We start from the raw sequence: 20063 nt of genomic DNA on the forward strand, positions 1-20063 counted from the left end.
TTTCTCTCCCCGTCAGACGCGTTCGATGATGGTTGCGGTGCCCATGCCGGCGCCGATACACAGCGTCACCAGAGCGGTGTTGAGATCGCGCCGCTCGAGTTCGTCCAGCACCGTGCCGAAGATCATCGCGCCGGTGGCGCCGAGCGGATGACCCATGGCGATGGCACCGCCATTGACGTTGATCTTGTCATGCGGAATGTCGAAAGCCTGCATGTAGCGCAGCACCACCGAAGCGAAGGCTTCGTTGAGCTCGAACAGGTCGATGTCCGAGAGCTTCATCTTGGCGCGCTTCAACAGCTTCTCGGTGACGTCGACCGGACCGGTCAGCATCAGCACCGGCTCGGAGCCGATGTTGGCGAAGGTGCGGATACGCGCGCGGGGCTTCAGCCCCATCGCCTTGCCGGCCTTCTTCGAACCGAGCAGCACGGCCGCCGCACCATCGACGATGCCGGACGAATTGCCGGCATGATGGACGTGGTTGACCTCTTCCACTTCGGGATGCTTCTGCACCGCGACCGCATCGAAGCCGCCCATTTCGCCGGGCATGACGAAGGACGGGTTGAGCGAGGCCAGCGACTGCATGTCGGTCGACGGGCGCATATGCTCGTCATGGTCGAGGATGGTCAGGCCGTTCTGGTCCTTGATCGGGATGACGGATTTCTTGAAGCGGCCATCCGCCCAGGATTTGGCGGCGCGCTTCTGGCTCTCGACCGCATAGGCGTCGACGTCGTCTCTGCTGAAGCCGTATTTGGTGGCGATCAGGTCGGCCGAGATGCCTTGCGGCACGAACCAGCCGGGCAGGCCGACCGAAGGATCCATGAACCAGGCACCGCCCGAGGCGCCCATGCCGACGCGCGACATCGATTCGACACCGCCGGCAATGACGATCTCGTCCGCTCCCTGCGCGATCTTGGCGGCACCGAAATTGATGGCGTCGAGCCCGGAAGCGCAGAAGCGTGAGATCTGCATGCCGGGCGCCTTGGTGTCGTAGCCGGCCTCGAAGGCGGCGGCGCGCGGAATGACCGAACCCGCCTCGCCGACCGGATCGACGCAGCCGAAGATGATGTCGTCGACGTTTGCAGTGTCCATCCCATTGCGGTCGCGCAGCGCCTCGAGCGTCTTGGCGGCAAGCCGCACCGCCGGCACCTCGTGCAGCGATCCGTCTTTCTTGCCCTTGCCGCGCGGTGTGCGCACGGCGTCATAGACATAAGCTTCAGCCATTTGCTTGCTCCTTGGGTTTGCCTGATGTCGCCTTCAGAGAGAGCGTCCGATCAGCAATTTCATGATCTCGTTGGTGCCGCCGTAGATGCGCTGGACGCGGGCGTCGCGGAACATGCGGGCGATCGGGTATTCATTCATGTAGCCATAGCCGCCATGCAGTTGAAGGCATTCGTCGACGACTTTTCCCTGCAGGTCGCTGAGCCAGTACTTGGCCATCGACGCTGTCACGGGATCGAGGCCACCCGCGATGTGGCGGGTGACGCAATCATTGTAGAAGACGCGGCCGATGGTGGCCTCGGTCTTGAGTTCGGCCAGCTTGAACTGGGTGTTCTGGAAATCGATGATCGCCTTGCCGAACGCCTTGCGCTCCTTGACGTAGTCGATGGTCAGCGCCAGCGCCCGCTCGATCATGGCGATGGCGCCCGTGCCGATCTGCAGCCGCTCCTGCGGCAGTTGCTGCATCAACTGGACGAAGCCCTGCCCTTCCTCGTGGCCGAGCAAATTGGAGGTCGGCACGCGCATGTCGTTGAAGAACAGCTCCGACGTGTCGTTGGCCTTGAGCCCGATCTTGTCGAGGTTACGGCCGCGCTGGAAACCTTCCACCTCGTCGGTCTCGACGACGATCAGCGAGGTGCCCTTGGCGCCCTTCTCCGGATCGGTCTTGGTGACGACGATGATGAAGTTCGCAAGCTGGCCGTTGGTGATGAAGGTCTTGGAGCCATTGATCTTGTAGTGGTTGCCATCCTTCTGCGCTCGCGTCTTGACGCCCTGCAGATCGGAGCCGGCGCCGGGCTCGGTCATGGCGATGGCGCCGATCAGCTCGCCGGTCGCCAGCTTCGGCAGCCATTTCTTTTTCTGCTCCTCGGAGCCGTAGTGGAGGATATAAGGCGCGACGATCGAATTGTGCAGGCCGATGCCGAACCCGTCGACACCGACATGGCCAATGGCCTCGATGATGGCGCTCTCATGCGCGAAGGTGCCGCCGGAGCCGCCATATTCCTCCGGCATAGAAGCGCAGAGCAGGCCGGCGGAACCTGCCTTCAGCCAGCTTTCGCGATCGACCATCTCGTTCTTCTCGAACTCGTCGTAGCGCGGCGCGATCTCCTCCGACATGAAGCGATGCGCCATGTCGTAGAGCATGCCGACCTCGTCCGCCGCCCAGGCGGGCTTCGGCAAAGAGAGCACTTCGGCGGGATTTGTCGCCACGATTTCCTCCGCGTATCGACAGACAGAAAGGCCAGTGAAGTCGAGCTTAGAACGCTTCCGCCGGCAGTGCCATCAATGTGTCGGCGCCGCTCGAAATGCGGGCGAGATGCGCCGACGTCTCCGGCATGATCCGCTCCATGAAGAAGCGCCCCGTCACGACCTTGTTGTCGTAGAAAGATTGCGCGCCATTGGCGTCCGTCTTGCCAAGTGCCACCTTGGCCATCTGCGCCCACATATAGCCCAGAGCGACAAGGCCGAAGAGATGCATGTAGTCGGTCGAGGCGGCACCCGCATTGTCGGGCTTGGCCATGCCGTTCTGCACCAGCCACATGGTCGCCGCCTGCAAATCGTTGAGACCTTTCTTCAACGCCTTGGTGAACGGCGCCATCTTCTCGTTAGCGCGGTTCTCCTCGCAGAATTCGCCGACTTCCTTGAAGAAGGCCTGCACGGCGCGGCCGCCATGCAAACCAAGCTTGCGGCCGACGAGGTCGAGCGCCTGGATGCCATTGGCGCCTTCATAGATCATGGCGATGCGGGCATCGCGCACGAACTGGCTCATGCCGTGCTCTTCGATATAACCGTGACCGCCGAACACCTGCTGCGCCATGACGGCGTGGTCGAACCCTTTGTCGGTGAGCACGCCCTTGACCACCGGCGTCATCAGGCCGGTGTAGTCGTCGGCGGCCTGGCGATCCTTGTCATCGCCGGAGCGGTGGGCGATGTCGGACTTGATCGCCGTCCACAGCGCCAGCGCGCGGCCGGCCTCGTTGAAGGCTTTCATGGTCATCAGGCTGCGGCGGATGTCGGGATGGACGATGATTGGATCGGCCTTCTTGTCCGGCGCCTTCGGCCCAGACAATGAGCGGCCCTGCAAACGGTCCTTGGCGTAGCCGACAGCGTTCTGATAGGCGATCTCCGACAGCGACAACCCCTGCAGGCCGACACCGAGGCGCGCCTCGTTCATCATCGTGAACATCGCCTTCAGGCCGCCGTTGGGCTCGCCGAGCAGCGTGCCCTCAGCCTCGTCATAGTTCATGACGCAGGTCGAATTGCCGTGGATGCCCATCTTCTCCTCGATTGAGCCGCAGGAGACGGTGTTCCTGTTGCCCGGATTGCCCGACGGGTCGAGCTTGAGCTTCGGCACGATGAACAGCGAGATGCCCTTGACGCCTTCCGGCGCACCCTCGATGCGGGCCAGCACCAGATGGACGATGTTGTCCGACATGTCGTGTTCGCCGGCCGAGATGAAGATCTTCTGGCCTGAAATCTTATAGGTGCCATCGCCGTTCGGCACCGCTTTGGTCCGCAACAGGCCGAGATCCGTGCCGCAATGCGGCTCGGTCAGGTTCATGGTGCCGGTCCAGGCACCCTCGATCATCCTCGGCAACCATGTCGCCTTCTGCTCGTCGGTGCCGTGGGTGATGATTGCCGCGATTGCGCCCTGCGTCAGGCCCGGATACATCATCAAGGACATATTGGCCGAGACCATATATTCGGCGACGGCGGTGTGCACGGCATAGGGCAGGCCCTGGCCGCCGAACTCGACGGGTGCGGCCAATCCCATCCAGCCGCCCTCGCGGTACTGGTCGAAGGCCTCCCTGAAGCCTTTCGGCGTGGTCACCGAGCCATCGTCGTGACGCACACAGCCTTCCATGTCGCCGACACGGTTCAGCGGATGCATGACGTTTTCGGCGAGCTTGGCGCCTTCGGCGAGGATCGCCTCGAGCACATCGGGCGTGGCGTCGGCAAATCCGGGAAGGTTCGAATAACGCTGATAACCCAGAACCTCGTTGAGCACGAACAGCGTATCCTGGACCGGAGCCCTGTATGTCGGCATGCTTTTTCTCCACCCTGCAAACCCGGTCCGAATGCCCCGAAGACAAGCCAGGGCGGCATGCGGACCCATATTGGGAGCGGGATAGCAAAAATTGACGTTTGCGTAAACGTCAATTTTCTCGATGCGACAAGATTCCCCGCCCCCTGGAGCAATGAGCGTAGCGGCGCGACGTTGCGCAAGCCAGCGCCGAAAGGCCATAAGAGTGGGCCAGGACAACGAAAAGCCGCGTGGCAGGCCACGCGGCTAGACAGAACTCGGACAATCAGCAGACGACTTGGTGTCTGGCGCAATTCCTGACGGAATTGCTTCAGCTGGCGGCGCTCGCCTGCGGCGCCGAACGCTCGCTCAGCATCTGGCGCACCGCCGACATCGAGCCGCTGAGTTCGTTGATGGCGTCGTCGATCAGCGCCCGTTGCTTCTGCAGGCGGGCAAGCTGCTTTTCCGACTTATCCAGCGCAAGCTTGAGCTGCTTGGTGTTTGAACCGGTCGGATCGTAGAGATCCATCATCTGCTTGACGTCGCGCAGCGAGAATCCGACCTTGCGGCCAAGCAGGATCAGCTTGAGGCGGGCCTTGTCGCGGCGCGTGTAGAGACGGGTCGAACCGTCGCGCTGCGGGTTGAGCAGGCCCTTGTCTTCGTAGAAACGCAGCGTGCGCAGCGTCACTCCATATTTCTTCGCCATCTCGCCGATGCGGACGAGGTCCTCGCCGGCTTCGGCAGACATATTGGTATTGGCCGCGGTCTCGCCGGCCGAGATAAGCTTCATGGTCACTGGCTTTCCCCGTCTGGTGGCGTCGCGGTCCTGGACCAGGCGTCGCCTGACTGGAAGCGGGGGCCTGCTTCCAGTCGTGGTTTCAACAAACAAATCGCAAACATGCGCTCAATGCGCCTTTTACGTTTACGTCAATTCTATACCGATTGCCGCAGGATGACGCAAGGGCGTTCTGCGCCCCGCCCTTTATGCCGCACCGTCAGGCCGGCAGCCAACATCCTTTCGATTTCTTAAGTTTGGTTAACGCGTTGTTTACCACGTTGGGGGAAATGTGGGCGCGTCGGCTACCCGTGTTTATCCTGTATCGAATTTTTCACGGTTTTTCGGAGCGCGGGCGAGAGCCCGGGAAGCTCGTCTTCCGCCGCGGCATCGCCGCCGGTCGCCTTCGTTCCGATAGGGACCTGGGGGAACTGGCCGCGAGCCAGCCATTCTGAAAGACGGACGCACCGATGAACAGCAAGCGGTCCTATCTCGATACACTCAATGCCGGCAGGCAGCGCAGGCCGCAGACCACGCTCGATCAGTTGAACCAGTCGCTGGAGACACTGGAGCAGCGGCTGGAGCGGACGCGCGAGGATCCGATGGCACGTCCCGAACTCCGCCAACCCGATCCCCGCCAATATGGTGCCGATGCGCGCTACCCCGCCGCCCGGCCCTCTGGCCAGCAGCGCTGGTATGAGGACCCGCAGCCCGCGTCGCGTCCGAAGAGCCCGATGCAGGGAGCCGCCGCTTTCGAGCAGAATTACCAGGCCATTGCCCGCGATATCGATCGCGTGCGCGGCCAGGAGGATGGCGTTGCCATGGTCGGCAAGATCGCCGGCGAATTGCGCGGCATGCGCGAGGAATTGCGCCACCAGATGACCGCAGGCCTGCAGCGGGAATTCGAAGCGCTGCGCAAGGACATCGAGCGGGCCTTCCAGTCAGGCGCAAGGCCCGGTGCTTCGGCCAAGGGCAGTGCTGAACTCGGCCTTGAGTTCGAGCGTCTTTCGGGCGCCATCCAGACCCTGGCCGAGAAGAGCGACGACAGAAGCGTCAACATGCTGCGCCTCGAGCTCGAACAGGTCAAAGCCGCACTCGAAACGCTGGCACGCGAAGAGAGCGTGCAGAAGGTCGACCGCCGCTGGGACGATTTCGATCGCCGCTGGACGGCGTTCGAAGACCGCGTCGACGCCGACCAGCGCAAGCGCTCGGACGACCCGGGCCTGTCTGCTCTCACCGCCCGGCTCGAGCAGATCAGCAATGCCGTCAACAATTTGCCGGAATCGTTGTCGCTGCGCTCGCTGGAGGAGAAGGTGCGCACGCTTGCCGGCGCTGTCGACCATTTCGCCAGCCAGCAAGACAATCGTGGCAGCGACACGCTTGGCATGATCGACGAGCGGCTGGACGAGATTTCCCGCGCCATCGTGGCATCGACGGTCGCCGCGCAAGCCAATTCATTCGACCACGAGGCTTTCGAGCGCATAGAGAGACGGATCGACTCGCTTGCCGGCCAGATCCAGGAAGTGGCGCAGGATCGTCCCGGCAACGCGGTCATGGACCGGTTGAGCACGCTGTCGGGCCGGGTCGACGAACTCGCCGGCCGCGCCAATCTGCCGGAGCAGGCGATGGAGCGCCTGGCCAAGCAGATCGCATTCATCGCCGACAAGATCGACCAGGCACCCGCCATGCCTGACGCCGACTACATCTTCCATGGGCTGGAGCAACGCTTCGACGTGCTGTCGAGCATGATGGAACGCCGCCAGGGTGACGCCATCGAACAGGGCAACATGCTGTTCCGCGATCTCGAGCGCAGGCTGGACGAGGTTGCTGACAGGCTCGACCAGCGCATGCCGCAGGTCGACAGCGTCGGCATCATGGAAGCCATCGATGCCCGCTTTACGGCGCTCGCCAAGCGCCTTGAAACGCGTGTGCCCGATCCCGCGGGCGAAGCGGCGATCCGCGGCCTGGAGAGCCGGCTCGAAGACATTTCAAGCCGGCTGGACGCGTCGGCCGCACAGGTCGCCGGCATCGATCCGGCGCTGATCCGCAGCCTGGAAGCACAGGTTGCCGGCCTGTCGGCTCATCTTTCCAAGCCCAGCACCCCGCTGCCGGAATTCGAGGACATCAGCCCGCGTCTCAACGAAATTGAAAAGTCGCTCGCAGGAACCCGCGATTCCATCCTTGGCGCGGCGCGCGAAGCGGCCGAGAACGCAGTGCAATCGCTGGCCGGTTCGAGCGCCAATGCGACCGCGGTTTCCGGCCTCGCCCAGGATTTGAAGACGCTTGAAACGCTGACGCGGCGCTCCGACGAACGCAATTCGAGAACGTTCGAGGCCATCCACGATACGTTGCTCAAGATCGTCGACCGGCTGGGTTCGCTCGAACCCGGCGAGCCGGTCGAGGCGATGAGCGAATTGCTGGATGCGGCACCGGCCGAGCCGAGCAACTGGCGCGGCGTGCGCCGACCCAAAATGGCCGTCGACGCGCCGTCGATGGATATCGATCAGCCCCTGCCATTGACTGGGGACATGGCAGATCTCGATGGCCGTGCCGCCGCCATCCTGCGCAATGAGCCGGGTGCACGCGGCGACCTGGGTATGCGTAGCGACCTCGGTATTGGTATTGGCACGCGCACGCCGGCCGAGGCTGCCGCGGCGGCGGCCATGGCCGCGCTCGGTTCGGACACGATCGCCCAGAAAGGCGGACAGGCCGGCGGCCGCAAATCGTTGTTCGGCGGGCTGGCCCGCGCCTTCAAGGGCAAGAAGGAGGCGGATATCCCGCCACTGGCCGGCTCAGCGCCGAGTGCCCCAATACCGAGCGTCGATCTCGACGAGCCGCTCGATCCGAAAATGGCCAACCGGCCGCTGGAGCCCGGCTCCGGCGCACCTGACCTCAATGCCATCATGAAGCGCGTGCGTGACGAGCGCGGCCAGCCGGCCAAGCCCAGCGACACCGATGCCGCGAAATCGGATTTCATCGCCGCTGCCCGGCGCGCGGCGCAGGCCGCGGCCGCCGAGGCCGATGCGCTGAAGCGCCAGTCGACGGTGACCGGACCGGTGAAGGCACTGCGGATCGGCGACCTGCTCAAGGCACGGCGCAAGCCGATCCTGATGGGGACAACCGCGATCCTGCTGGCGCTGGGCGCCCTGCAACTGGGCAAGGCCTTCTTCGCCGATCCCGCCCAGGTGGCAAGCAACGACGTTGCGCCGATCGTCGCCTCGCAGCCGGTACAAACCGCCTCGCTCGATGCCGCGAGCCAGCCAAAGACGGACGCGCAGCCCGCGGCAGTGGAAAGCATGCCTGACCGCACCGTCAGACAGGCCGAGCCATCCGCACCGGCAACCAAGGACGACATGGCCGCGCAAAGCATGATTGCCACGCCGCCAGGCGCCGAGCCGTCGACGGGTGCCGCGCCGATCGCAGAACCGGTTCCCGCCCCCGTCGCCTTGGCTACATCGGCCGATGCGAACCCAGCGGTGTCCGAGACGACGACAGCTTCGGTTGCGCCGGCCTCGACCGTTCCGGTCGCCGCCGAACCTGCCGATACCGATACCGCCACCGGCATCCAGCCTGTGGCGACAGAGCCGACCACCGCCAAGGACACCACGGGCGCGGTTCCGCCGGTGGACGCTTCGCCGGCGACGACGGCAAAATTCGACATTCCTGCTGACGCCGGCCCGGCCGCCTTGCGTGATGCCGCTGCCAGCGGCGACGCCAAGGCGCTGTTCGAAATCGGCTCGCGCTATGCCGAGTCGCGCGGCGTCAAGGAAGACATGGCGGCAGCGGCCAAATGGTACGAGAAATCGGCGGAACTCGGCTTCGCGCCGGCCGAATACCGTATCGGAAATTTCTACGAAAAGGGCATCGGCGTCGCGCGCGACATCAAGAAGGCGAAGACCTGGTACCAGCTTTCCGCGGCACAGGGCAACGCCAGCGGCATGCACAATCTGGCCGTGCTGTTTGCCATGGCGGCTGACGGCGTGACCGACAATGAATCGGCCGCGCACTGGTTCCAGGCGGCGGCCGACGTCGGCGTCAAGGACAGCCAGTTCAATCTCGGCATCCTCGCCGCCAAGGGCGTCGGCATGAAGCAGAACCTCGAGGAGTCCTACAAATGGTTCGCGCTCGTCGCCAAGACCGGCGACAAGGATGCGGCGGCCAAGCGTGACGAGATCGCCAATGCGCTGCGGCCCGAGCAGCTCGAGCGCGCCCGCGCCGCGACCGAGCTGTGGAAGGCCAAGCCGCTGGATGCGGCAGCCAACTCGGCCGACATTCCCGAGTCCTGGCAGGACGGCGCGCCGCAGACGACCGCCAGCATCGACATGAAGAAGGCCGTCCAGAACATCCAGCGCATTCTCAACAAGAACGGCTACGACGCCGGCGGCGCCGACGGCAAGATGGGCCAGAAAACGAAGACCGCGATCATGGCTTTCCAGACCGACAACAAGATGGCGGCGACCGGCGAAGTCGACGAAAACCTGGTGAAGGCACTGCTGGCGCGCAAATAACGGCAGAGGCGTCGCTTCCACGACGCCCTTGCCACACATTCGCCTGTTAACTGATTGAGATGTTTTTTGTTTCGGCGGCGTAGCGCGGTTTGACTTCGCAGCACCTCCGGCGCAAGAACGAATTGGCTTGTCGGTCCAAGATGCCCGCAACGGTTGCATTCGCCGACAGGCAGAACTGATCGAGACTGACGGGTGGGCATCTATCTCCCGATCGCGGAAATTTCCGTCAATATCTTCGTCCTGCTGGCCATGGGCGCGGCGGTGGGTTTCCTGTCGGGCATGTTCGGCGTCGGCGGCGGCTTCCTCATCACGCCGCTCTTGATCTTCTACAACATCCCTCCGGCGATCGCTGTAGCCACTGGCGCCAACCAGGTCATCGCCTCCTCCGTCTCCGGCGTCCTTTCGCACATGAAGCGCGGTACGCTCGACCTCAAGCTCGGCGGGGTGTTGCTGGCCGGCGGCATTGTCGGTTCCACCGGCGGCATCTACGTCTTCGCCTTCCTGCGCAGGCTCGGCCAGCTCGACCTGTTCATCTCGCTGCTCTACGTCGTGCTGCTCGGCACTGTCGGCGGGCTGATGCTGGTCGAAAGCGTCAATGCGCTGCGCGCCACGCGCAGCGGTGCGGCGCCGGTGCTGAAGAAATCCGGCCAGCACAACTGGATCCACCGCTTGCCGCTGAAGATGCGGTTCAGGGCGTCAAAACTGTTCGTCAGCGTCATCCCTGTCCTTGGCCTTGGCGCCGGCATCGGCTTCCTGTCGTCGATCATGGGCGTCGGCGGCGGCTTCATCATGGTGCCGGCACTGATCTATCTGCTGAAAGTGCCGACCAATGTCGTCATCGGCACCTCGCTGTTCCAGATCATCTTCACCTCCGCCTATACGACGCTGGTCCACGCCACCACCAACCAGACAGTCGATGTCGTGCTGGCCTTCCTGCTGATGGCGGGCGGCGTCGCCGGCGCGCAGTACGGCGCGAAGGCCGGCCAGAGGCTGCGCGGCGAGCAGCTCAGGGCCTTGCTGGCACTGCTGGTGCTGGCGGTGGCGATACGATTGGCGATCGATCTTTTCGTCACCCCGCCCAACCTCTATTCGCTGTCTGCCGCGGGCCTCAACTGATGAAGGCTCGCAGCACATTCGCAACCGCCATTGTCCTGTCGCTGCTTGCGGCCGCCGTGCCGGCGAAGGCACAGGTCCCGCTGACCGAAGGCATCCAGATCGGTCTCTCCACCGACAACGTCTCGATCACCGCCGGTTTTTCCGGGGCCGATCTAACCATCTTCGGTTCGCTGGAAAACCCGGATCCACTCGTCGCGCGCCAGGGCCGCTACGACGTCATCGTCGTGCTCGAAGGTCCGCCCAAACCGGTGGTGGTGCGCCGCAAGGACAGGGTGCTCGGCGTCTGGGTCAATCTGGACTCTGAGACCTTCGAAAACGTGCCGGTCTCCTATTCGGTGGCGACGACGCGGCCGCTGCAGGACATCACCGAACCCAACAGCTACAAGCAGCTGTCGCTCGGCGCCTCCAACCTCTATATGCAGCCCGCCGATGCCGGCGACAGCCCGGCGACGATCGAGGAGTTCACGGCGGCACTGCGGGAGCGCAAGTCGGCGACCGGGCTCTACAGCGAGAATGTCGGCGGCGTGCAATTCCTGTCGCAGAACCTTTTCCGCGCCACAGTGAGGCTGGCGCCAAATGTGCCGGTTGGAACCCACAAAGCCCGCGCGTTCCTGTTCAAGAGCGGCCTGTTCATCAAGGAAAGCTCGGCCCAGCTCGAAATCCGCAAATCCGGTTTCGAGCAGTCGATCTTCCGTGTCGCGCACAATTATTCCTTCCTCTACGGCGTCTTCGCGATATCGCTGGCCATGCTGACCGGCTGGCTCGGAAGGCTGATCTTCCGGCGAGATTAGGATTTTCCCCGAAAAGTGGTTTCCCTTTGCCGAGGCATGCGGTAGACCGCGCTCCCCAGCCAAATGGCAGACACAAACAATTCGGTTCGGCAGAGCAGCCCGTCCCCGGACAGCGCGCGATTTCTCATGGCGCCTGTCGGCTCGCCGACGACAAATGCAGGAACTTGTCATGCGACCAGCCTTCGGCGGCATCGACTTCGGCACTTCGAACTCCACCGTGGGCGTGGTCCGCAACGGGCAGCCGCGCCTCGTCGCGCTGGAGAACGGCCAGGTCACGCTGCCCAGTGCCGTGTTCTTCAACTTCGAGGACAACCGCACCTGCTTTGGCCGCCAGGCCATCGCCAATTACACCGACAGCATCGAAGGCCGGCTGATGCGTTCGCTGAAGAGCGTGCTCGGCAGTTCGCTGGCCCATGAAAAGACCCGCATCAAATCGCGGTCGATCGGCTTCATGGAGATCGTCGGCATGTTCCTTGGCCATCTCAAGAAGAGGCTGGAAGCCGATGCCGGCGATACGGTCGAGACCGTCGTTCTTGGCCGGCCGGTGCAATTCGTCGATGACGATGCCGAGGCCGACGCGAAGGCGCAAAGCGAACTCGAGAACGCCGCGCGTGCCCAGGGCTTCAAGCACATCGCTTTCCAGTTCGAGCCGATCGCGGCGGCGCTCGACTACGAGCAGAAGGTGACACGCGAGGAGCTGGCGCTGATCATCGATATGGGCGGCGGCACGTCGGACTTCTCGATCGTGCGCGTCTCGCCGCAGCGCTCCCGTTCGCTCGACCGCAAGGACGACATCCTGGCCAGCCGGGGCGTCCATATCGGCGGCACGGATTTCGACCGGCTGCTGAGCATCGCCCATGTCATGCCGCAACTCGGCTATTTGACGCCGACCAAGGACGGCAAGCGCAACCTGCCGGCAAGCTATTTCATAGACCTTGCCACATGGCAGCGCATCAACCTGGTCTACACCGCCAAGGCGATGACGCATCTGCGCCAGATCCGCTACGAGGCCGAGCGCGCCGACCTGGTCGACCGTTTCATCCACGTCGTCGAACACCGCTACGGACACGCGTTGGCCGCACGTGTCGAGAAGGCCAAGATAGAGCTGACCGACAGGTCATCCGCAGAGGTCGCTGTGAAGCTGCCGGGTGCGGAGTTCACCGCCGAAATCACGCGCAGCGGGCTCGACGTGACGATTGCCAGGGACATCGAGCGGGTCACCGCAACGGTCGGGCAGACTATCAGGGACGCTGAGGTGAAGCCGTCCGACATCACCGCGGTGTTCCTGACCGGCGGATCGACCGCGATCCCGCTGGCCAAACGAGAGATCCTGTCGCTGGTGCCGCAGGCATCCGTCATCGAAGGCGACATGTTCGGCTCGGTCGGACTTGGCCTGGCGCTGGATGCGCAACGCAAGTTCGGCTGATTCCGTCCATACCGATAGACCCTCCTGGAGCCGATTGTCCCTTGGCGTGCACATGGGCCAGCTAAGAATGGGTTTCTTGATGCAAGAGATGATAACTTGTACTTCTGCCGCCCGCCCGATCTTTGGCGAGAACGCCCATGTCGATTAGTTGGGTGATGTCGCGTAACGCCGTGTCTGGCGAGCATTTTTCGATGATCGCCCATTTCGAGGAGGTGAGTTTTCCGTCGAAACCATCCAGAAGGCGATTGATTATGTCACGCTGACGATCATTGAACGATTGGCCGGCATGCTGCTTCCAGAACTCGGCCTTAAAGAGCACATCCGATAGTGTTTGCTCCGCACCCTCGATGGCTCGGCCAAGGCATTGCAGGAACCACTCCAGCCACGGCGTGACATCAAGGTCTGGGCTCTTCTGCGTCCTCTCCAGTACGTCATAGTAGCCACTACGGTCGAGGCGGATTTGCGCCGACATGCTGTAGAAGCGCTGTGAGCTGTCCTCGGACCGGGCCAGCGCCATATCGGCGATAGCACGGGCAATTCGGCCGTTGCCATCATCGAAGGGGTGGATCGTCACAAACCAGAGATGAGCAAGGCCTGCCTTGAGGACGGGATCAAGGTCAAGGCTGTTGCTGAACCAATCCAGGAACGCTCTCATTTCATTGTCGAGGCGGTCGGCAGCCGGCGCTTCGTAGTGAACCCGCTCTTTGCCGAACGGGCCAGAGATAACTTGCATCGGACCTGTCTTGTCATTGCGCCAGGCGCCGACAATAATTCTCGTTATGCTGCTGCGACCGGTCGGAAAGAGTGCGGCGTGCCAGCCGAATAGGCGCTCATCAGTCAAGGGTTCGCTATATTTCTGTGTGGCGTCCAGCATCATCTCGACAACACCTTCGACGTCACGATCTACTTGCAACAGCGCACCGGTCTCTATGCCGAGACGGCGCGCGATGGACGACCTTACCTGCTCGCGATCGAGGATTTCGCCCTCGATCTCGCTGGATTTGACAACGTCCTCGGTCAACGTTGTGAGGATAGCTTCTTGCCGCAACGGGAAGCCCAGTGTCTGCATTTGGCCGAAGAGCTGACCTTGCCTGTGCCGCACGGCCGAGAGCCGGCGGGCGAGTTTCTCCGGCTTCCAATTGAACTTCGGCCATTCGAGTAACTGGTGTATGTACTTTGCCATAATTCTCCGCGTCTCCTGCGGAGATTATACGTCTTATTCACCGCATGAACAATTGTAATTGCCGCAAAAGATGCGGAGATTACATAGGTTATTCTCCGCATTAAAAAGTTTGACCGACCTTGAACCGACAACCACAAACTCATCGCTGAATATGTAGATGCCCAGAACGGGACCACACGAAAACCACATTAAAACCGCGCGAAGACCTGGGCCGGACAGATTCTGAAGTGGCACTACACCAGACCACTTCCAGCGGTCCCAGCGCCCAGATGCGCCTTGAGCGCCATCTGGGCCAGGCTTGCCTGGCGATCGCGATGGGTGATCATGGCGAAGTCGCGTTTCGGCAGTTCGAGCGGCACCGATCTCAGACTGCCTTCGGCCACGGCGCGAGCCGCGACAAGCTCGGAGATGATGGTGGCGCCGGCCCCCGCCTCGACCGCCTGGCGAATAGCTTCATTGCTCGGCAGCACCAGGAATATCTGGAGGTCGGCGAGCGAAATCCCTTCGTGGCGCGCCAGATCCTCCAGCACCTCGCGCGTACCCGAACCACCCTCGCGGATGATCCAGCGCAGGCCCTTGATGTCAGGGCGGCCGGGCGCGACTTCGGGGATCTCCGGATGCGCGCTGGCAACCACCAGCATCAGCCTGTCGACGTCGACCTTGGTGCGGCGCAGGATATCGGACTCGGTGCGGCCTTCGACCAGGCCCAGATCCGCCGCGCCATCGAGGACATTGGCCTCGACCTGCCTGGTGTTGCCGATGGAGACGCTCAGCCTGACGGCCGGATAGGCTTCGTGGAAGGAAGCCAGCCGGCGCGGCAGCCAGTAGCTGGCGATGGTCTGGCTGGCGGCGATCGAGAGGCTGCCGGTGACGGTCTGCGAGACATGCTCCAGCACATTGCGGGCAGCGGCGGCCCGTTCGAGCACGGCCTTGGCCTCGGGCAGGAACCGATGGCCGGTCTGGGCAAGCTCGATGTTGCGGCCGACGCGGTTGAACAGGTGGACGCCGTGCTGTTCTTCAAGCGCTCGGATGGCCGCCGATGCCGCCGACTGCGAAATGCCCAGCAGTTCCGCCGCCTTGGTCATATGGCCGCGCTCGGCGACGGCGACGAAAATCCGCAACTGGTCCAGGGTCATGTCCGTATTAAGAACCAATATCGATCGAATTTACAAGAACAACTGATTAGACAGATCGATAGCTTTATTCTAAGTTTTCCGGCGAAGTTAGAAAAAATTCGCCGAAAGATCGCAGAGAGCAGAATGATCGGGCGTTTCAGATCCCTGCTTGCGCATTGGATCCGCGGCATAAGGCGGTGGCTTGCCGGTGATCGCTACCACCCGGAAGAGCATTATATGCGCGGCCCCGGACCGAAGACGCGGGCCAAATCCATGCGCCGTACAGGCGCCACCGGATCATGATGCAGGGACCGCCGCGCGGCGCGAATTCGGCACCATCGCAACGCCCGCTTGCCGACACGCGAGCGCCTGACGAAGGCGACGGCGTCGACACCTCGCCTGCCGTTTCCGACAGCATCGCCAAGACGACCTGCTACATGTGCGCCTGCCGCTGCGGAATCGATGTGCACATCAAGGATGGCAAGGTCCGCTACATCAACGGCAACAAGGACCACCCGGTCAATCGCGGCGTCATCTGCGGCAAAGGCAGCTCCGGCATCATGCAGCATTACAGCCCGGCAAGGCTGAAGAAGCCCCTGCTGCGCGCCGGCCCGCGCGGCTCCGGCGAGTTCCGCGAGATCGAGTGGGAGGAGGCGTTTTCTATCGCTACGGAACGGCTGTCGAACATCCGCCGGACCGACCCCAGGAAACTCGCCTTCTTCACCGGCCGCGACCAGTCGCAGTCGCTGACCGGCTGGTGGGCGAGCCAGTTCGGTACGCCGAACTTCGCCGCCCATGGCGGCTTCTGTTCGGTCAACATGGCGGCCGGCGGCCTCTATACGATCGGCGGTTCGTTCTGGGAGTTCGGCGAGCCCGACTGGGACAACACCCGGTATTTCATGCTGTTCGGTGTCGCCGAGGATCACGATTCCAACCCGATCAAGATCGGTCTCGGCAAGCTCAAGGCGCGCGGCGCCAGGGTCGTCTCGATCAATCCGTGCCGCACCGGCTACAATGCCATTGCCGATGACTGGATCGGCATCCGGCCCGGAACAGACGGCCTGTTCGTGTTCGCCCTCATCCACGAATTGCTCAAGGCGGGCCGCGTCGATCTCGAGTATCTGCTGCGCTACACCAATGCCCATTCGCTCGTCATCCAAGAGCCGGGTGCTGCCGATGACGGGCTGTTCGTGCGCGATGCCGACGGCAATCCGCTGGCTTGGGACAGGGTGGCGAAGACACCGGTCAGCGCCGCCGATGCCGGTGCGAAACCGGCGCTGACCGGCAGCTTCACGATCGGCGGGCGCCGCTGCGTCCCGGTGTTCCAGCTGATCGCCGACCGCTACCTCGATGAGAGTTACGCACCGGACTCGGTCGCCGAGCGCTGCGGCATTGCCGCCGACACGATCCGCAGGATCGCCGCCGAACTCGCCCATGTCGCCTTCGAACAGACGATCGAATTGCCGATCGCCTGGACCGACTGGGCCGGGCGCCGCCACGAGACGATCAAGGGGCGGCCTGTCTCGATGCACGCCATGCGCGGCATCTCGGCCCATTCGAACGGCTTTCACACCTGCCGCGCCATCCATCTCCTTCAGGTGCTGTTGGGTACGGTGGATGTCCCCGGCGGCTTCCGCTTCAAGCCGCCCTACCCTCGATCCGCGCCGCCCGGACCGAAGCCGGCGGGCAAGACCGTCAAGCCGATGACGCCGCTCGACGGCATGCCGCTCGGCTTCGTCTGCGGGCCGGACGATTTGCTGGTCGACGAGGCCGGCACGCCGCTTCGCATCGACAAGGCCTATTCGTGGGACGCGCCGCTGGCCGCGCACGGCCTGATGCACACCGTCATCCGCAACGCCTGGGCAGGCGATCCCTACAAGATCGACACGCTGATGATGTACATGTCGAACATGGCGTGGAATTCCTCGATGAACACCGTCGAGACCATGGCGATGCTGACCGACAGCGACGAAGCGGGCAACTACAAGATCCCTTTCATCATCTATTCCGACGCCTATTATTCCGAGACCGTGCCGTTCGCCGATCTGGTGCTGCCGGACACGACCTATCTTGAGCGCCACGACTGCATCAGCCTGCTCGACCGGCCGATCAGTCATGCCGACGGACCGGGCGACGCCATCCGCCATCCCGTCATCGAGCCCGACCGCGACGTCCGGCCGTTCCAGTCGGTGCTGATCGAACTCGGCGCCCGGCTCGGCCTGCCCGGTTTCGTCGATGAGGACGGCTCGCCCAGATACCGCGACTATGCCGACTACATCGTCAACCATGAGCGCACGCCCGGCATCGGCCCGCTCGCCGGCTGGCGCGGCAAGGATGGGACCTCGACCGGCAGGGGTGAGGCCAACCCGGACCAGTTGCAGCGCTACATCGACAATGGCGGCTTCTGGCATCATGATTTCGCGGACGACCAGCGCTATTACAAGATGGCCAACCGCTCCTATCTCGACTTCGCGGTGCAGATGGGTTTTATCCCGAAAGCCGAACCGATCGTTTTCCAGCTCTACTCGGAGCCTATGCAGCGCTTCAGGCTCGCCGCGCGTGGCCATGGCCGTGTGGTGCCGCCGAAAGAAGGCGATCGCCGGCGCATCGAGACCTACATGGACCCGCTGCCGTTCTGGCACATGCCCTTCGAGGAAGCGGTCGTCGACCTCGAAAAATATCCGCTGCATGCGCTGACGCAGCGGCCGATGCACATGTACCATTCCTGGGGTTCGCAGAATGCGTGGCTGCGGCAGATCACCAGCCAGAACCGGCTGTTCGTGCATCACCGGACGGCAGCCGGTCTCGGCCTTGTCGATGACGACTGGGTGTGGATCGAAAGCATCAACGGCAGAGTGAAGGGGCAGATCAAGCTGATCGACGGGGTGAACGAAAGCACGGTCTGGACCTGGAACGCCATCGGCAAAAGGCGCGGCAGCTGGGGGCTGAAGGACGACGCGGCCGAGAGCAATCGCGGCTTCCTGCTCAACCATATCATCGGCGACCAGACCTCGGCTGACGCTCAGGGCAAACGCTATTCGAATTCCGATCCGGTGACCGGCCAGGCTGCGTGGTTCGACCTGCGCGTGCGCATCGTCAAATGCGCAGCCGAAGAAGCCGGGTTCACCGAGCCGCAGTTCCAGCGTTTCCTGCAGCCGCCGCATTTCGAACCCTCGCCCGACAGACTGACTTTCGGCGCCGAATTCCGCAGGGCGAGAGAGGCGACCAAATGACCTGTCTGCCAAGTCAAAGCGACAAGAAACTCGGCCTTGTGATCGACCTCGATACCTGCGTCGGCTGCCAGGCCTGTGTCACCGCCTGCAAGGAATGGAACACCGGCGGCCACATGGCGCCGCTGACCGACATCGATCCCTATGGCGGCCATGTCGACGGCGTCTGGTTCAACCGCGTGCACAGCTATGAGCACACCACCGAGATGGGCGGACGGACGGTGAACTTCCCGCGCTCCTGCCTGCATTGCGAGACGCCGGCCTGCGTCACCGTCTGCCCGACTGGCGCCTCCTACAAGCGGGCTTCGGACGGCATCGTGCTGATCGACGAGGACAAGTGCATCGGCTGCAAATTGTGCAGTTGGGCCTGTCCTTATGGAGCACGCGAATTCGACACCGATGTCGGGGTGATGAAGAAATGCACGCTGTGTGTCGACCGCATCTACAATGACAATCTGGCCGAAGAAGACCGCGTGCCGGCCTGCGTCGCCGCCTGCCCGACCAGTGCCCGGCATTTCGGCGATCTCGGCGATCCCCTGTCGGCTGTTTCGCAACTGGTGGCGGAGCGTGGCGGCGTCGACCTGATGCCTGAGCTCGGCTATCGCCCGACCAACAAATATTTGCCGCCGCGCGCCCACACCGCGCGCGCCGCATCGGTGGCCGCGCCGGCATTGGAACCGGTGCGGGCCGACGGCGGTTTCCTCGGCTGGGTCGACCGCATGCTTTCGAACTGACCCATGCATCCAGCCTTCTCCGTCGTCTTCTTCACCACTGCCACCGGCGCGGGCTACGGCCTGCTCGCGCTGCTGGGCACGCTCGGAGGCTTCCAGATCATCCCACCCGATTTCTGGCTGGGCTTCATCGGCATGGGCCTGGCGCTCGGCCTGATCGTGGCCGGCCTGTTGTCATCGACCGGCCACCTCGGCAGACCCGAACGCGCCTGGCGGGCGTTCTCACAATGGCGCAGTTCATGGCTGTCGCGCGAAGGTGTTGCCTCGGTCATCACCTTCATTCCGGCGGGACTGTTCGGCATCGGTTGGATATTCTTCGGCAAGACCGATGGCTGGGTCGGCATCGCCGGATCTCTGGCCGCCATCGGCGCAATCATCACCGTCTGCACCACCGGCATGATCTATGCGTCGCTGAAACCGATCGCCCAATGGCATAGCCGCTTCACCCTGCCCGGCTATGTCATCTTCTCGGCAATGACCGGCAGCGTGCTGCTGAACGCGCTGCTGCAGGGCTTTGCGCTTGGTTCGAAGGTGCAGCTGGCTGCTTGCCTGCTGCTGACCTTGACCGGCTGGGGCTGGAAGCTGGCGACCTGGCGCTACAATGACCGGCTGGAGATCCCGACCACCGCCAACACCGCGACCGGGTTGGCCGGCGGTACAGTGCGGTCGCTGGAATGGCCGCATACCGAAGAGAATTACCTGCTCAAGGAAATGGGTTTCCGCATCGCGCGCAAGCATGGCGCGCGGCTGCGCCAGATCACGCAGCTTCTGGCTTTCGCGTTGCCCTTGGGGCTGCTCGCCATTGTGTTCGCCCTGCCCTGGCCGCCGGCAGCGTTGCTGTCGGTACTCGCTGCTGTAATCCAGTTCGCCGGCATGCTGGTCGCGAGCTGGCTGTTCTTTGCAGAGGCGAAGCACACGGTTACGCTCTATTACGGCAGGTAGGGCTGT

The 20063-nt window shown here is 63.3% G+C and carries 13 protein-coding genes; 7 read left to right on the forward strand and 6 right to left on the reverse strand.

Features of this window, described 5'->3' with window-relative positions:
* Positions 1-12: 12 nt before the first annotated feature.
* From EN955_RS00325 to EN955_RS00340, 4 genes are all read right to left on the reverse strand, one after another.
* Entirely contained in the window at positions 13-1221 is a 1209-nt protein-coding gene (locus tag EN955_RS00325; protein ID WP_024503170.1) for an acetyl-CoA C-acetyltransferase, read from the reverse strand.
* A gap of 33 nt (positions 1222-1254) precedes the next feature.
* Positions 1255-2427 carry an acyl-CoA dehydrogenase family protein gene (locus EN955_RS00330; protein ID WP_024503171.1) on the reverse strand — a complete coding sequence of 391 codons (1173 nt, stop codon included), beginning with the start codon at positions 2425-2427 and terminating at the stop codon, positions 1255-1257.
* Between the two features lie 46 nt (positions 2428-2473).
* Positions 2474-4264, reverse strand: coding sequence for an acyl-CoA dehydrogenase (locus tag EN955_RS00335; RefSeq protein WP_024503172.1), 1791 nt, complete (start codon positions 4262-4264; stop codon positions 2474-2476).
* Positions 4265-4571: 307 nt separating this feature from the next.
* Positions 4572-5030, reverse strand: a complete 459-nt coding sequence (locus EN955_RS00340; RefSeq protein WP_013533661.1) for a MerR family DNA-binding transcriptional regulator — start codon at positions 5028-5030, stop codon at positions 4572-4574.
* Between the two features lie 455 nt (positions 5031-5485).
* Between EN955_RS00340 and EN955_RS00345 the strand changes: the two genes are divergently transcribed.
* From EN955_RS00345 to EN955_RS00360, 4 genes are all read left to right on the forward strand, one after another.
* On the forward strand, positions 5486-9523 hold the full coding sequence (locus EN955_RS00345) for a peptidoglycan-binding protein (RefSeq protein ID WP_024503175.1): 4038 nt from the start codon (positions 5486-5488) through the stop codon (positions 9521-9523).
* A gap of 192 nt (positions 9524-9715) precedes the next feature.
* Positions 9716-10639, forward strand: a complete 924-nt coding sequence (locus EN955_RS00350) for a sulfite exporter TauE/SafE family protein (protein WP_013533663.1) — start codon at positions 9716-9718, stop codon at positions 10637-10639.
* Entirely contained in the window at positions 10639-11430 is a 792-nt protein-coding gene (locus tag EN955_RS00355; protein ID WP_013533664.1) for a TIGR02186 family protein, read from the forward strand. Before EN955_RS00350 ends, EN955_RS00355 begins: the two co-directional genes overlap by 1 nt.
* A gap of 169 nt (positions 11431-11599) precedes the next feature.
* A complete protein-coding gene (locus tag EN955_RS00360; RefSeq protein WP_024503176.1) occupies positions 11600-12856 on the forward strand; it encodes an Hsp70 family protein in 1257 nt (418 codons plus the stop codon).
* A 61-nt stretch (positions 12857-12917) separates the two neighbouring features.
* Here the strand turns inward: EN955_RS00360 and EN955_RS00365 are convergent, their stop codons facing one another.
* On the reverse strand, positions 12918-14039 hold the full coding sequence (locus tag EN955_RS00365) for a Fic family protein (RefSeq protein ID WP_024503177.1): 1122 nt from the start codon (positions 14037-14039) through the stop codon (positions 12918-12920).
* Between the two features lie 233 nt (positions 14040-14272).
* Positions 14273-15175, reverse strand: coding sequence for a LysR family transcriptional regulator (locus tag EN955_RS00370; RefSeq protein WP_024503178.1), 903 nt, complete (start codon positions 15173-15175; stop codon positions 14273-14275).
* Positions 15176-15453: 278 nt separating this feature from the next.
* Here EN955_RS00370 and EN955_RS00380 point away from each other — a divergent pair, with 278 nt between their 5' ends.
* Genes EN955_RS00380 through EN955_RS00390 form a run of 3 tightly spaced genes read left to right on the forward strand, consistent with a single transcriptional unit; the run spans position 15454 to position 20057 of the window.
* The gene (locus tag EN955_RS00380; protein WP_024503179.1) at positions 15454-18387 is read left to right on the forward strand and encodes a molybdopterin oxidoreductase family protein; all 2934 of its coding nucleotides are present in this window, start codon (positions 15454-15456) and stop codon (positions 18385-18387) included.
* Complete coding sequence (locus EN955_RS00385; protein ID WP_024503180.1) at positions 18384-19118, forward strand: 4Fe-4S dicluster domain-containing protein; 735 nt, start codon at positions 18384-18386, stop codon at positions 19116-19118. The genes EN955_RS00380 and EN955_RS00385 overlap by 4 nt, the downstream gene beginning before the upstream one ends.
* Before the next feature lie 3 nt (positions 19119-19121).
* On the forward strand, positions 19122-20057 hold the full coding sequence (locus EN955_RS00390; protein ID WP_024503181.1) for a DmsC/YnfH family molybdoenzyme membrane anchor subunit: 936 nt from the start codon (positions 19122-19124) through the stop codon (positions 20055-20057).
* Positions 20058-20063: the final 6 nt, after the last annotated feature.

It is taken from the genome of Mesorhizobium sp. M7A.F.Ca.CA.001.04.2.1, assembly GCF_003998485.1.
GTDB lineage: Bacteria > Pseudomonadota > Alphaproteobacteria > Rhizobiales > Rhizobiaceae > Mesorhizobium > Mesorhizobium ciceri.